At 42.6% G+C, this 14,273-nt stretch carries 13 protein-coding genes; 5 read left to right on the top strand and 8 right to left on the bottom strand.

The features are described from left to right. Positions 1–74: 74 nt before the first annotated feature. Positions 75–803, top strand: coding sequence for a response regulator transcription factor RpaB (gene rpaB / locus V7L01_RS25655; RefSeq protein WP_292717362.1), 729 nt, complete (start codon positions 75–77; stop codon positions 801–803). A gap of 148 nt (positions 804–951) precedes the next feature. Beyond that, complete coding sequence (locus V7L01_RS25650) at positions 952–1,590, top strand: cofactor assembly of complex C subunit B (RefSeq protein ID WP_335039752.1); 639 nt, start codon at positions 952–954, stop codon at positions 1,588–1,590. 20 nt (positions 1,591–1,610) lie between these two features. On the opposite strand, the gene V7L01_RS25645 is transcribed toward V7L01_RS25650, so the two are convergent. Next, entirely contained in the window at positions 1,611–2,525 is a 915-nt protein-coding gene (locus V7L01_RS25645; protein ID WP_335039751.1) for a M48 family metallopeptidase, read from the bottom strand. A 371-nt stretch (positions 2,526–2,896) separates the two neighbouring features. Between V7L01_RS25645 and V7L01_RS25640 the strand changes: the two genes are divergently transcribed. Further along, positions 2,897–3,415: a DUF456 domain-containing protein gene (locus V7L01_RS25640; protein ID WP_335039749.1), complete on the top strand. Its 519-nt coding sequence runs from the start codon at positions 2,897–2,899 to the stop codon at positions 3,413–3,415. A gap of 536 nt (positions 3,416–3,951) precedes the next feature. Continuing rightward, positions 3,952–4,584 (top strand): PEP-CTERM sorting domain-containing protein, encoded by a 633-nt coding sequence (locus V7L01_RS25635; protein ID WP_335039747.1) that lies wholly within the window; start codon positions 3,952–3,954, stop codon positions 4,582–4,584. Between the two features lie 161 nt (positions 4,585–4,745). Here the strand turns inward: V7L01_RS25635 and nblB are convergent, their stop codons facing one another. The 7 genes from nblB to V7L01_RS25600 form a co-directional block, all read right to left on the bottom strand. After that, on the bottom strand, positions 4,746–5,411 hold the full coding sequence (nblB, locus tag V7L01_RS25630; RefSeq protein WP_335039744.1) for a phycobilisome degradation protein NblB: 666 nt from the start codon (positions 5,409–5,411) through the stop codon (positions 4,746–4,748). A 106-nt stretch (positions 5,412–5,517) separates the two neighbouring features. After that, positions 5,518–5,982, bottom strand: coding sequence for a CBS domain-containing protein (locus V7L01_RS25625; RefSeq protein ID WP_335039742.1), 465 nt, complete (start codon positions 5,980–5,982; stop codon positions 5,518–5,520). Positions 5,983–6,261: 279 nt separating this feature from the next. Further along, a complete protein-coding gene (gene mutT / locus V7L01_RS25620) occupies positions 6,262–6,678 on the bottom strand; it encodes an 8-oxo-dGTP diphosphatase MutT (protein WP_335039741.1) in 417 nt (138 codons plus the stop codon). Positions 6,679–7,107: 429 nt separating this feature from the next. Beyond that, on the bottom strand, positions 7,108–7,452 hold the full coding sequence (locus tag V7L01_RS25615; protein WP_335039740.1) for a DUF760 domain-containing protein: 345 nt from the start codon (positions 7,450–7,452) through the stop codon (positions 7,108–7,110). Between the two features lie 236 nt (positions 7,453–7,688). Beyond that, complete coding sequence (locus V7L01_RS25610; protein WP_335039738.1) at positions 7,689–8,645, bottom strand: RNA polymerase sigma factor, RpoD/SigA family; 957 nt, start codon at positions 8,643–8,645, stop codon at positions 7,689–7,691. Positions 8,646–9,229: 584 nt separating this feature from the next. Continuing rightward, positions 9,230–12,493 (bottom strand): carbamoyl-phosphate synthase large subunit, encoded by a 3,264-nt coding sequence (gene carB, locus V7L01_RS25605; protein ID WP_335039736.1) that lies wholly within the window; start codon positions 12,491–12,493, stop codon positions 9,230–9,232. Between the two features lie 521 nt (positions 12,494–13,014). Beyond that, on the bottom strand, positions 13,015–13,569 hold the full coding sequence (locus V7L01_RS25600) for a Dps family protein (RefSeq protein WP_335039734.1): 555 nt from the start codon (positions 13,567–13,569) through the stop codon (positions 13,015–13,017). A 441-nt stretch (positions 13,570–14,010) separates the two neighbouring features. Here V7L01_RS25600 and V7L01_RS25595 point away from each other — a divergent pair, with 441 nt between their 5' ends. Further along, on the top strand, positions 14,011–14,259 hold the full coding sequence (locus V7L01_RS25595) for an Asr1405/Asl0597 family protein (RefSeq protein ID WP_335039732.1): 249 nt from the start codon (positions 14,011–14,013) through the stop codon (positions 14,257–14,259). The last annotated feature ends 14 nt before the right edge of the window (positions 14,260–14,273 follow it).

Genomic DNA, 14,273 nt, shown 5'->3' with positions numbered 1-14,273 from the left:
GATGGAATGATATCTTAATATTATGGTATTAAAAATTAATCATGTAAATTTTTAGTTAAGGAGCCTTGAGAAACTTGGAAAGCCATAAAGAAAAAATCTTGGTGGTAGACGACGAAGCCAGCATTCGCCGGATTTTGGAAACGCGCCTTTCCATGATTGGCTACGATGTAGTGACGGCTGGCGACGGAGAAGAAGCTTTAGAAACTTTTCGCAAAACCGAGCCAGACCTGGTAGTTTTGGATGTAATGATGCCAAAGCTAGACGGCTACGGTGTATGTCAAGAATTACGAAAAGAATCAGATGTCCCCATTATTATGCTAACAGCCTTGGGTGATGTAGCCGATCGCATCACTGGGCTAGAATTGGGTGCTGATGACTATGTAGTTAAACCATTTTCCCCTAAGGAGCTAGAAGCTCGAATTCGCTCGGTGTTGCGGCGGGTAGACAAAACCAGTGCTTCTGGCATTCCTAGTTCTGGGGTGATCCATGTCGCTAATATTAAAATCGATACGAATAAGCGACAAGTTTACAAAGGTGATGAGCGAATTCGGTTGACGGGTATGGAGTTCAGCTTATTAGAGTTGTTAGTCAGTCGCTCTGGAGAAGCTTTTTCTCGTTCGGAAATTTTGCAGGAAGTTTGGGGTTACACACCAGAACGCCATGTTGATACCCGCGTAGTGGATGTGCATATATCCCGTTTGCGGGCAAAGTTAGAAGACGATCCTAGCAACCCAGAATTGATTCTCACCGCGCGGGGTACTGGTTATCTTTTCCAGCGGATTATTGAACCAGGGGAGGAGTGAGACATGAGGGAGCAGGGGAGCAGGGGAGCAGAGGGGCAGAGGGGCAGAGGAGGCAAGGGGATAAGGGGAATATATTGAATAAGTCTCTCCCTTGTCTACCTTGTCTCTTCTGCATACTCAATGCTCAATTCCCAATTCCCAATTTCTAATGACTAAACCCGATCCCAATCGATTTTTGCGGCGTCTACCCATTGTTGTGGGTGGGCTAGGCGCTGTGCTTTTGCTGATTAATCGTTTATTGACACCGGAATTAACCCAGTCTCAATCGCGTGGTGATGTGGTGGGCGTGATTTTGAGTGCGGTATTAATTTTGACGGGTTTAATTTGGCAGCAAGTTCAGCCGCGATCGCCTGATACTGTAGAACTAATTGGTGAAGTTGGTTTTGTACTAGCAGCAGATTTACCTGAAGCCGTCAAAACAGAGCTAGCTTGGGCATCTCATTTATTGTTGACTAATACAGTAACGCGATCGCTTGTGGTTTTTTATCAAGGTAAAGTTCTGTTGCGTCGCGGGATTCTGGGTACTAAATCTGAGGTTGTACCAGGAGTAATCTTAAAACAGGTACTCGAAAAACAAAAGCCGATTTATCTAGTTGCACTAAAAGTATATCCAGGTAGGCTTGAATTTGATTATTTACCAGAGAACACTCAAGGTGTAATTTGTCAACCTATTGGTAACCAAGGTGCGCTAATTTTGGGTGCGAATGCTCCTCGCAGTTACACCAAACAAGATGAAAACTGGATTGCGGGAATTGCTGATAAACTTGCTGTTACTCTTAATACTTAGGTTATTCGCTTGTTTAGAAGTCACCAAGAAGTCAAAAAATTCCACCCTTCTTTTTCTTCCGGTGTCTTTGCTTCTTTTTCTTCTGCTTCTTCCGGTGTCTTTAAATTTTTCAGTTGAATTACATTCTCATATTCTCCTGAATCAACCCATTTTAATAATTCGCCAGCCCGCATAACTACCCAGTTAAGCCCAGGTTCTGTATAGCTTAATATTTTGGTGACCCGATCTACAGTATCAAGGTTATTGGATGCAAACTCACGAGCTTGTACAAGGAAATCTTCGATTACAGCAGTAGTCAAGTACTCATCTGGCAAACCCGCGAGTTTCATCAGTGTAACGATCGCTACCTCAATATCCTGGCAAGCAAGCATTGCAGCCCGATCGGCAGTGAATCTAGCCATCATCCGCCAATTATACAAACCCAGTTCCATTCCACTAGCTACCAAGCCACCGACACCCAATGTGGTACTGCTCAACAAATTTTTCAAAGTTGGCATAACAATTGCCATTTGGTGATAAACCATATGCTGACTCTTGATGCGAGCGATTTCGTGCCCGAAAATGTAAAGCAACTCATCTGCGTCAAGCCACTCCATTGCATCCAAATTTATACCGACAAGGGGTTTTTCCACGCCAACAATGTAGCTTTCAATGTGACCTGTACCTTGAAACAGATACAGTTCAGGAAGTGGAGCAACATCAAGAATTTGGCAGGTTTCTACAAATTTCTGATGCAATTCGGGAAAATTTCGGGATGAAATTCTGATTTCACTACCAAGGCTTTGCAGTCTGAGTAGGCGATCGATGCCGTATTCGTTAATTTTTTTGAGTAGCAAGGAGACACCAGGCATATTTTGCAAAGAAGCTAGAGCTTTGCGATCAAAAGGATGCTCGTAGGCTGCTGAACTCAGTCCAGTTAAAATTTTTCTCGTCATGGGTTTTGAGCTTTATCTTGGAGGGTTTGGGAAGTTCAGTTACTTATTACGAACGGCTTATGCTTCCGCTACGCCTGTGGCTAGGGGTTTGGGTAGTAAATAAACCGCAACTAAGGCGCTTGCTATTAAGTTTTTTTGAATAGTATAAATTGTATCTGCCCAACAACTGAATTAATTGCCACTACCGACAATTACCAAGACGAGGCAAGAGCGATAGAGAGAGATTTTACCAGATTGAACCAGAAAATCATATTTAGTTCAGATTGAAAGTCTAAGCATTTTTCAACATCTCGCCCAGATACAATATGCAATGGGGACGCCCCTAGTAATGACTAACTGACTCAGAAATTTAGAAATTTACAATTCTATCTATGCAAATTATTTATTGGCTATTACTTGCTGTAATGCTTGTGGGTATCATTGGTGCTGTAGTTCCAGCCATTCCTGGTAGCAGCTTAATTTTAATTGCAATTATCGTCTGGGGAATCGTTAGTAGTTCCTTTGCAGCTATCAAGATTCCCCTAATTGTGACAGTTATAGTTTTACTGCTCAGTGTCGGAGTGGATTTTTTAGCTAGCTATGTGGGAGCAAGACAAGCCGGAGCTAGCAAGTGGGGGCAAATCGGCGCAATTGTCGGTTTGGTGGTGGGATTTTTGGGGTTATTACCAGCATTGCCTTTTGGAGGGCCACTGTTAGGGATTTTACTAGGCCCGCTTTTGGGAGCAATTATTGGTGAGTACCTTTACCGACGTGAATTCGGGTTGGCGGTTAAGGCGGGTATAGGAATTGTAGTTGGATCTTTGATTGGAAATTTGATTCAAGGGTTGTTGGCGATCGCAGCGGTTGTAGTTTTTGTTGTGACAACATGGCCACAAGTATTTGGTACTTAATATTTGAAAGGTTTGACAGATTAGAGAACATCAATAATAGCTAGCAGCTAGGCTAGCTATTAAAAACATTCAATAGTAAACAAATACAGCGGTTCCTCCCATTTGTTCTACGGGAGGAACCGTTTCGCTAAGTATTAGTAACTAGAGAGATTATAGATACACTGCATACTCCATTTATCTAAAATATGGTTGAGTAAATTTAAGTATTAATAAGTACTAACTTGTTAAGGATACGTAAATTATTTTTCTTAAAGTCAGAGCTATTGCCAACAATTTAAACCCTATGGAATGAAAGATATACGAAGCGCAAATATATAACGAATTAAAATTTCATAAAGGATAGGAATGCATTAAAGATGTGATGAAGACCACTCAGTAAATATGGCAGGCTCTAAATCTATGTGATTTTATGGAGATAAGAAATACATCACGCAAGTTTCGCTTTCACTGACAGTATTTTCCATAAATAAATTACTGAGATTAAAAGTAAAGCAATTGCTCTGATTTAAGGTTATTACTAGGAGCCTCAAAGGACAATGATTGATTTTAAATCTAAATTACTAAATGCAACTTTAGCTTTGACTGTTGCGATTCCTTTAGCTACCGCTGGCTTGTTTACTTCTGCTGGTTCTGCTCAAGCATACATTGGTTCATTTAACTACAGCACTTCTGATAGAAACCCTTCCGATCTGCCAACTACAGCCACTATTAGCAACACCTTTGTAAACTTTCTTCCCGATCCAGGAGCAATTTTACTTTCACATCAGACAGGAGATTTTTTATCTGATTCTAGAGGTTTTATCAAAGGCTTCCAAATAAATCCATTTCTTTCACCTTCCGCGTTTATTGATGTTGGTACTTTGGACGGTAAAAAACTGTTTAGTTTGACTAGTCTCGATCCAGCAGTTTTTACTCCACAAAATGGAGGAACAGATATCAACTTAAAGTTCAAGGGAATCTTTGACGATGGAAGTCAAGGAGAAGGATATATCACTTTTGCTACTCAAGATACTGCTGCAAAAACAACTTTTGATAAGGGTGGAACAATTAGTGCAAGTTTCACAGGTCTTGCGGTAACTTCAGTTCCCGAACCAGCTGCATTACTAGGCTTGGGTGCAGTCGGTGCAGTAATGGTTATGTCTCGCCGCCGCAAAAGTTTCGCTCAATAGAGCAACCTATCCTAATAAAAAAGTTACTTTTAGCAACTAAAAGTAACTCTAATTTATCTATTCGATCTGGCTGGAATGCAAAATTTTACCAACCAGATCGAATTTTTTTCTATTGTCAGACAAATCTATTAAAGGATAAATTTTCTTAACCTGAGATAGACTTAAGCTGATTGCAAAGATTCTTTCGCTTCATTTGCGATCGCTTCTACTTCATCATCAGCCAAAGTTTCTAATATAGATTTGGCTTCTGCATTACCCAAACGAGCCAAGGCTTGTACAAGTCTGTAACGAATTTGCCAATCTGGATTGGTAGCATAGGGAGCCAATAGGGGAACAGCTTGTACATCTCCCAAGTCACCCAAAGAACTAATCGCAGCAGTTTGAACTAATTCGTTTTCTGATGAGAGTGCCTCTTTGAGTAGCTCAAAGGCTCGTGGATCGCCCAACTCTCCTAATGTAGCAATAATACTGAATTGTATTAGCCATTCACCGGTTGTGTGATAAAGTTGCTGCAAATCTTCAAAAGCTTCGCGTAACTTCAGAGCACCCAAACAGTCTGCTGCTGCTGCTTGTACATCTACTTCGGAGTCATGAAGCAAGCGATCGCGCAAGATATCCAAGGATATTTGTAAATCTTGCGTTCCAAGTGTATCCATTTGACTCACCGCTGAGTAACGGACACGGGAATTGCGATCGCCAATCGCACTTTGAATTAATTCAAAGCCGATTGCAGGTTCCAATTGGCGGATTTGATTTACTGCACGTAAGCGATCGCCTAAATCCTCAGAACTGAGTAATTGCTTAACAGACTCCGGAGTAATACTCATTTTGTTATCCTTGATTTTCAAAGCTGTAAAAAACAGTCAAAAGTCAACAGTTAAGTATTAAAAACTTTTGACTAATGACCAATGACTAATGACCAATGACTAATGACTAATCTTGACTTGCTGCCATTGCCCGAATAATATCACCACGAGTGAGGATACCAATTACTCGATCCGCGTCCTCAACTACCGGCAAGCGGTGAACGCTGCGATCGTGCATGATTGTAGCGGCTTCCCTTAAAGTTTTATCAGGGGAAATAGCGATCGGGTTTTTACTCATCACCTCCCCAACGGTTTGCCCTAGTGCTTTGTGCAAGTCACGGTCATACGTAGCAGGATTTTTTAAATAGATAACGCTATCAAGAAACATAATATACGCAGGTGGAGTAACACCAGTTTCTTGCCACATCAAATCGGTTTCTGAGATAATACCGACCAATTTACCGACATCATCCACAACAGGTAATCCGCTGATGTGGCGTTCTGCGAGAATTTGGATAGCTTCCTTCAATGGAGTTTCTGTCCGAACAACAATTGGATCGCGGCTCATCACATCGGCAACGGTTTTAGGCATTTATTTACTGACACCTTTAATCAAAGTCCCTGCGCTTATTGTAGAAAATTGCGGGACTCAACCTGATGCAATTAATAGATTGTTACGGGATTAGTCATTTGTTATTTGTCATTTGTCACTTGTACTGAGCGTTCGCGCAGCGTCTCGTAGAGAAGCCGAAGTATTTGTCAGAAGTATTTGTCATTTGTCATTGGGCATTGGTTATTAATTATTCGTCCTCTGCTCCTCTGCTCCCCTGCTCCTCTGCTCCCCTGCTTTCCTGTTCCCTCTGCTTCTTTCTTAGCCCCCAGTTCCTTTTAAGGCAGCAATAATTAGACTATTTGCTTTAGGAAAAGTAAATTGCTCCAGTTCTTCCAAGGTTACCCAGCGAATTTCATCCGATTCCAAAGGTTGGGGAACACCTGTAAGATGGCGGCAGTGATGTACTGTGAGGGTAACGCGCAAGTCTGTATAGCTATGGTCAATAGTAATCAGATGCTCTCCGACTTCAATTACTATTCCCAGTTCTTCGGAAATTTCCCGTTGAATACACTCTTGGATCGTTTCACCAGGCTCAATTTTACCACCAGGAAATTCCCACAAACCACCCATCGCTCCTTCTGGACGACGGCGATCGATTAAAATTTGCTCTTGGTCATTCCAAATTACTGCAACACCAATGATTTTATGGGGTGGGAAAGAACTGGTTTCATTCATAATTGATTGATAAGAGGGGGAGATGAGGGAGACTAATGACTAATAACAAAACTCGGCAGACTAGTTATAACTCTGCCGAGTTTAGATTTATTGCAAAGGTCGTCCGCCTCTGTTAGTTTATCCACAAATGTATATTAATCATTTAGAAATACACCTCTAGTTGAACTAATTTCTAAATTGCATCAGTTTATAGAGAACAGCATTCAAAAATTCCCCGCTACTCTGTCCTAATCTCTGCACTCCTACCCTGCGGCAAGTCGAAGCGCCTATGCGGTTAAATTTAAACCTTAATTCGTCACTATTTTGGATATTTTCAAAAAATTTAGCCGATCGCGATCGGGAATTAATACCAAAGATATCGCAGAGGCTTATTTTCAATTCCTATCAGCCCAACAACAATATTGATTGAATTTCCCAAATTTTATATTTTTAGTCAATTTGGCTGTTGTTGGTTTCACTCCCTTGTAAGGCGATTTCAAAATTCATTCTCTGTTCAGCGTTACGCAAGAAATAACCACTAATCATAGCAGAAGCGAGAAGCCGACCCAGACTTTCTCGACTGGTGGTTAGAGTGACACCAAAATGTTCTGAAGGTAGATTACCCAACAGCCCTGTAATATTCCGTTCCATGACTTGAAACACTTCGGCAGACGTCGGTTTGGATAGCTGGGTAACTGTCTCTGGACTCAAGGATTTAACGTACTGCCATAGTAAATCGTTAGTTTCTGATTCGCTATTAAAAAATTCTGATACACGATTGGATGGGTTACTCATTTTTTAGCTCCTTAACTACCACTGTTGGCTGCGGTGCTTGTGATTTAAATATTAAATGCCTGTTTTGGATTGACTTAGTTCTTTTGTCTTCCTGTCAACTAATGTAACAGCCTAACTTAAGAGTGGAAGTAGGTGTAACCGTACCAAAGTCAGCGTATTTTCTCACCCATCGGTCATTTGTCCTTTGTAAATAACTAATAACGAATAACAAAGGACTAATGACTAATGACCAATGACTAACTTGCCAAATATTCACCCATGTTGGCTTTAGACTTGCGAAGTTTAGTTAAGGCTTCCCGCTCAATTTGCCGAACTCGTTCCCGGCTGATGTTCAGTATTTCACCGATTCTAGCCAGCGTCAGGGCTTGCCCATCAGTTAAGCCAAAGCGCAGGGTAATCACTTCCCTCTGTTGTGGCGTGAGGTCACCCATCAGGCGATCTAAGTCATAAGATAGGGAAGATTGCATGACAAACTCTTCCGGAGAAGCTCCTGGATCTTCCAGCATTTCTCCGAGTTCAGTGTCGTAATTATCACCCAGCCGCAAATCCAAGGAAAGGGGCAAACGTGCCTTTTCTAGGTACTCTCGTACTTGTTTGGGAGTCAATTCTAATTCTTGAGCTAGCTCACCGGCTGTAGGAGCGCGTCCCAATTTTTGAGACAATTGCCGCTGTGCTTTTTTAATCTTATTTAGTTTTTCGGTTATATGAATAGGCAACCGAATTGTGCGGGCTTTTTCGGCTATAGCACGAGTTATCGCTTGCCGAATCCACCAATAGGCATAGGTAGAAAACCTATACCCTTTGGTAGGGTCAAACTTTTCCACGCCCCGTTGCATACCAATACTACCTTCTTGGATCAAGTCCAGTAAATCGACGTTGCGCTTTATATACTTTTTGGCAACGGACACTACCAGCCGCAAATTCGCTTCTACCATCTTGCGCTTGGCAATTTCAGCATCAGCGATCGCTTCGTTCAACTCTGCTGGTTCTAGCTTGGTCGTTTTGGCCCACTCTTCTAAAGTCGGTTGACGACCTAACTGGGTGGCAAGAGATTCCCTTGATTCGTGCAAAGCGCAGGAACGTTGCACCTGTTTACCATAGAAAATCTCTTCCTCGTGGGTTAAGAGTGGCACACGGCCAATCTCACGCAGGTAAGTCCGCACGAGGTCTGTGGCTGTCTGAGCGGTCTTCATGGCGCTACTCTTTGGTAATGATGGGTTTGGCGGTAGGGTCATTCAGGGATAGATGCTTTGTTAGGGTGCTACCCAGTCAGACTGGGAACCCATGCTATGGTTTACAACTTACGCGCCCGATAAACTCGGCTGCTTATAATAATCAAATTTAGGCTTCTTAACTGCTAAAAGTTACAGCTATTTCCTACTTCTCACAAGTATCTAGAGTTAGATAAAAGATCGCTTTTTAAACATTTTTTTATTGGAACATTATTAACAATTGTAACATTTATGAGAATGTTTTGGCTATATGGTTACATTAAATTTTCTGGTTGTTCCAGTTCAGGCAATATAGCCCTTGCTCTGAAGGTTGACTAGAGGTCAATTTAAGAAATTATCTGGCTAACATAAGCTTCCTCATATTTGTTAAAGTATCTCTAATGAGAACTATAGTCATTCTCTTATAACAATTACTTAATTTTCTGGGGAAGGGGAAGGGGCAGAGGGGCAGAGGGGCAGAGGGGCAGAGGGGCAGGGGGCAGGGGGCAGGGAGCAGAGGAGAAAGAGCTAATTTTTTATTCTCCCCCCCTACTCCCCACTTTTTACTACCTCGCAATCGGGCAGTAATCTTGAATGGTTTTTACATCCAAAGTCGTATTTTGTAAAGAACGGATGGCGGCGACGGTAGCTTTTGCGCCGGCGATGGTAGTAATGATGGGAATTTTGTAAGCTAAAGCTGTGCGGCGGATTAACCTAGCATCGGTATGGGCTTCTTCCCCTGAAGGTGTGTTGATAATAAGTTGGATTTTCTGGTTTTTGATTGCATCTAGGACATGGGGACGACCTTCATGGAGTTTCAGCACCAACTCAATCTCTAACCCGTGTTCGAGAAGAACTCTACGTGTACCAAGTGTAGCCATCACTCTAAAGCCTAAATCGATAAATTCCTTCACCACAGCACCGGCGGCAGCTTTATCGCGATCGCTCATTGATACAAATACAGTTCCACTTAGCGGTAAACGCTCCCCAGCACCTAATTCTGCTTTGGCAAAAGCCCGGCCAAAGTCGCTGTCAATCCCCATCACCTCACCAGTGGATCGCATTTCTGGGCCCAATATTGTATCAGTTCCTGGGAATTTATTAAAGGGTAATACTGCTTCTTTTACAGCAATATGTGTGGGAATGACTTCCTCAGTGAAATGTAGCTCCTCTAAGGTTTTCCCCGACATAATTAAGGACGCTAGTTTCGCTAACTGTATGCCCGTTGCTTTAGATACAAAGGGTACTGTGCGAGAGGCGCGGGGGTTGGCTTCCAAAATGTAGACTTGGGGAGAATAACTGCTTGCACCGACAACGGCAAATTGGATATTCATCAATCCCACGACTGACAGCGCTTGTGCTAACTGCACTGTCCAAGTGCGAATTTGATTGAGAACTGCTGGTGATAGGGAAATGGAAGGTAAGGAACAAGCAGAATCTCCTGAGTGAATTCCTGCTTGTTCGATGTGTTCCATAATACCACCAATCACCACTCTTCCTGTATGGTCGGCGATCGCATCGACATCGACTTCGATCGCATTTTCCAAAAACTTATCAATCAAAATCGGATGTTCTGGTTCCACTAGTACCGCAAAGGTCATGTAGCGTTCCAACTCAGCATCAGAATAAACGATTTCCATCGCCCGTCCCCCCAACACATAGCTGGGACGCACCACCACCGGGTAGCCAATGCGTTTGGCGACAATCAGCGCATCTTCGTAACTCCGAGCGATACCATTAGGCGGCTGGGCAATATTCAACTGTTGGAGAATCTTTTCAAACCGCTCCCGGTTTTCTGCCATGTCGATGGAATCTGGCGATGTACCCCAAATTTTGGTGAGCAGTCCAGAAGTGTCATTTCTAAGAAATTCTTGTAATGGGAGAGCCAACTTTAGCGGTGTTTGCCCGCCAAACTGAATTATTACACCCACTGGATTTTCAGTTTCAATGATGTTAATAACATCTTCTTTTGTTAACGGCTCAAAGTAAAGGCGATCGCTGGTATCGTAGTCTGTCGAAACTGTCTCTGGGTTAGAGTTGACCATAATCGTCTCATAACCCGCTTTCTTCAAAGCATAAGCGGCGTGACAACAACAATAATCAAACTCAATTCCCTGTCCAATGCGGTTGGGGCCACCACCCAAAATTAATACTTTTGGCTTGGTTGCGGGCATTACCTCTGTTTCTTCTTCGTAGGTAGAATAGTAGTAGGGAGTAAACGCTTCAAACTCAGCGGCGCAGGTATCTACGGTTTTATAAACTGGGATAATCCCTAGTGACTTGCGGTAGGCGCGAACTTCATCTTCGGTGGTTTTGGTGGCATAAGCAATCTGGCGATCGCTATATCCGTCCCGCTTCACTTCATAAAGTTGCTCTTTTGTCAATTGCTGCAAGGGTGTCCGCTTCAGGAATTTCTCGACATCTAGCAGTTGCTGAAATTTATCTAGGAACCACGGGTCAATACCAGTCAGTTCGTAGATTTCCTCAGCACTAATTCCTAGTTGCAAGGCATGGCGCACGGAGAAAATGCGATCGGGGTTAGGTGTTCGCAGTTGGGCCCGAATTTGTTCGCCACTGGGTAATTTTTCGGCTTTGTCGCAACCCCAACCAGCGCGTCCGGTTTCGAGCGATCGCAGCGCCTTTTGGAAAGATTCGTTGAATGTCCGCCCAATTGCCATTGCTTCCCCGACTGATTTCATCTGGGTTGTCAGCACTGCCTCGGAACCTGGGAACTTTTCAAAGGCGAAGCGAGGGATTTTTGTCACCACATAGTCAATTGTCGGCTCAAAGGATGCCGGAGTTTTCTTGGTGATGTCATTTTTAATTTCATCCAAGGTGTAGCCCACAGCAAGCTTTGCTGCCATTTTGGCGATGGGGAAACCCGTGGCTTTGGAAGATAAAGCCGAACTGCGGGAAACGCGGGGGTTCATCTCAATTACAACTACATCCCCATTAACCGGATTGACAGCAAACTGGATATTAGAACCGCCAGTTTCCACACCGATCTCGCGGATGATTTTAATTGCCATATCCCGCAGCCTTTGATATTCTTTATCAGTGAGGGTTTGCGCGGGAGCGACGGTAATCGAGTCCCCGGTGTGAATGCCCATAGGGTCAAGGTTTTCGATGGAGCAGATAATCACCACGTTATCTGCCAAATCGCGCATCACTTCTAGTTCATATTCTTTCCAGCCGAGTAAAGACTGGTCAATGAGAATTTGCGAAACGGGGCTGGCATCTATACCTACCTGTGCCATTTCTTCAAATTCTTCTTGGTTGTAAGCAATACCGCCGCCACTTCCACCCATTGTGAAAGCTGGACGAATAATTAGGGGATAACTACCAATTTGGCGGGCAACAGCTTTGGCTTCTTCTAAAGATTCGGCTGTGCCACTGGGACATACGGCGATCCCAATCCTTGCCATTGCTTCACCAAAAAGTTTTCTATCTTCGGCTTTTTCGATCGCTGGTAGTTTAGCGCCGATTAACTCAACGCCGTACTTTTCCAACACCCCATTTTTTGCTAAAGCAACGGCGAGGTTGAGGGCAGTTTGTCCTCCCATCGTTGGTAAAAGAGCATCAGGGCGTTCTTTTTCGATAACTTTTTCGACCAATTCCGGAGTCAGCGGCTCAATGTAAGTGCGATCGGCCGTTTCCGGGTCGGTCATAATCGTTGCAGGGTTGGAGTTGACCAAAACCACTTCATAGCCTTCTTCTCGCAGCGCTTTGCAGGCTTGAGTGCCAGAGTAGTCAAACTCACAGGCTTGTCCGATCACAATTGGGCCAGAGCCTAACAGTAGAATCTTCCGGAGGTCATCACGGCGGGGCATAGTCGTTGCCTTGGAATACGAGAATACAAATCCTGATTATTTTAAGGGTCTTTACCCCCTGTCGTGCTTTTTATTATTAAGTTTTCTAAGTTTGATGACAAAGAGAGCGGGGGAAGCAGGGGAGGCAGGGGAGGCAGGGGAGGTAGAGGAAGAACTATTGATCGTGCCCCCCAGTGATTATTTTGTATTTCTAATTTTATTTAATTACGATGCAAAAATTTTTAAACTTTTTGCGAATCTTTATTATTTAATTTAGTAAGATTTCGTAACAGATGGTTATTTATTCTGGCATCTAGCTATCTGATTATTTAATATAAATAAATTTCTTAGCTAAAAATATTTACCAGCTATCTAATTGCTAAATATTTGCAACGTTAAATATTATGAAATTATGTTTACTTAAATTAAAAATGGCAGAGAGGTAAGGATACCATTACTCTGCCATTTTTTATAATATTTTAAGAGTTAGTGCTACTAACTTTTTCTTCAGTCTAGGTAGAGAAATCTAGATTATGAGAGTTTTAGCCTTGAGCAGCTTGGACAAACCCCAAGGTTAAGCTGTCTTTAGCGAGGAAGTGAGACAAATGATATGCACGTTCCTCAGTTTTCAACAAAATCTTTTCGTACAGATAGCGTGTGCCCCGATCGCCTAAACTCTCTGCCTGAGCAGCTTGACGACGAATTACGCCAATGATTGCTTGTTCGGCAGCTAGGTCATTTTCCACCATTTGGCGAGAGGAATATACGCCTTCAGATTCTTGTTCAAAACAGGTTAATTCTGCTAATTTGCTGAAGGTAGCTACTGGCACACCACCTAGTCCATCCAAACGTTCTCCAATTTCATGAACGTGGTCTTGTACTTGGTTATAGCTTTCGTTAAAAAACTCATGCAGAGAGTAAAATTCTGAGCCTTCAACTACAAAATGATGCTTTTGGTACTGCAAGTATAGCGCCTGGAAACTAGCTAATACAACGTTAAACCCTTCTGTAACTGGAGCAGTTACGCTGTGATCCAGCAAGACAGGATTGTCATATACATTACCAAAATTCCGTAACAAAGTTTGCGTTTCAGACATGTGTTCCTCTCTTTTTAACAGTTATAGATTTTAACTGCTTATTCTAAACATATTAACATTTTAATAATAATAGTAAGCCAATTCGCCACGATCGGATTTTGTATTTTTGCTTACTAAAAGTTTCAAGTTTGTTGTTTTCTAGATGATGGCACGCTCATCAAGTTGCATAAATATCTCATTAAGATTGACATACCATCTTAAATGTGCATATTTCCCAACAGGATCGGGGAGAGGAAATTTTATCTTGTCCTTTTTGTCTCCCTCATCCCGCTTTGAATATAGGATAGCTATAAAAATTTGATTTTTTTTTCCAAAATTACTGAGAATTGTTTGCACTTAAGGTATGCTGGTTTTAAGAGGTTACACTCCTTAGACTTTCAAAAACAGAGAGTTAAATCGCGGTACTTACTGCAAGTTTGTTGCACTTTGAGGGCAATTCTCTTGAAATCGTTTAGTTCAGAAATAGAAAGCAACCACCTTGTAGAGGTGAATTGGGCAGATCGCTGGCAAGTCTATCAACGCCTAAAGGAGTTAGACATTCCGTGTAGTTGTACGGCTAACCAGCCATTGCAAGTTGAAATTGGCTCTCCTCTGACAGCTGTTCAACTTTGGAGTGTGATACGGCGATTAACAGCCTCTCGTCAAGACCAGATTAGTACTCTTGAATGCTGCTGGAAAAATCGCTATTAACAGTTCTAATTTTT

This window comes from Nostoc sp. (assembly GCF_036917095.1).
Taxonomy (GTDB): domain Bacteria; phylum Cyanobacteriota; class Cyanobacteriia; order Cyanobacteriales; family Nostocaceae; genus Nostoc.
The sequence above is the reverse complement of the archived record's forward strand: the minus strand, read 5'-3'. Positions and strand labels throughout refer to the sequence as shown.